This window comes from Arthrobacter sp. B0490, assembly GCF_002929355.1.
In the GTDB taxonomy this organism is placed as follows: Bacteria; Actinomycetota; Actinomycetes; order Actinomycetales; family Micrococcaceae; genus Arthrobacter_D.
This window is the reverse complement of record NZ_PJIR01000103.1, coordinates 1-630: the sequence shown is the minus strand read 5'-3', so window position 1 is coordinate 630 and position 630 is coordinate 1. Positions and strand designations below refer to the sequence as shown.

The following is a 630-nucleotide window of genomic DNA, read 5'->3' as shown; positions in this document are numbered from 1 at the left end:
CGGGGTTATGGCGAACTGCTCACGCTCGGCGCCGAGGTGAGCCTGTGCAACCCGCTGATGCTGGCCTGGGTCCAGCGGCTGCGGCAAGCGCTGCCGGGCCACTCCGTGCGACTGGAAGTGGGCAGCGGCGAAGAGCTGCAGAAGAAGCTCGACCTCGGCGTGCTCGACGCCGCGCTGGTACACCAGCCGGAGTACCTGCCCGGTCTGCAGGTCGAACAGCTGCTGGAGGAAAAGCTGATCCAGGTGGTGCAGGCGCAGAATCCAACGCCGTATCTGTACGTGGATTGGGGGCCGGCATTTCGCAAGCAGCATAACCAGGCGCTGCCCGAATACACCCGCGCCGCGCTGTCATTCAGCCTCGGGCCGCTGGCCTTGCAGTATCTGGTGCAATGCGGCGGCCGCGGCTACTTTCGCACCCGCGTGGTCCAGCGCTATCTGGAAGAAGGGCTTCTCAAGCGAGTGGAGCAGGCGCCGGAGTTCAGCTATCCGGTCTACCTGGTGCATGCGCGCGCCAGCGAATCGCCCGCGTTGCTCAAGGCCATCGAACTGCTGCGCGAAGTAGCCCTCGACGATTACGACTGGTCCCGCTGGTACTACGATATCTGAGCGTCGCGCCGGACTCGTGGCCGC

The 630-nt window shown here is 65.4% G+C and carries 1 protein-coding gene; it reads left to right on the top strand.

Features of this window, described 5'->3' with window-relative positions:
* The coding region (locus tag CXQ97_RS20975) for a substrate-binding domain-containing protein (protein ID WP_104182376.1) at window positions 1-606 on the top strand (606 nt) is incomplete at its 5' end.
* Window positions 607-630 lie beyond the last annotated feature (24 nt).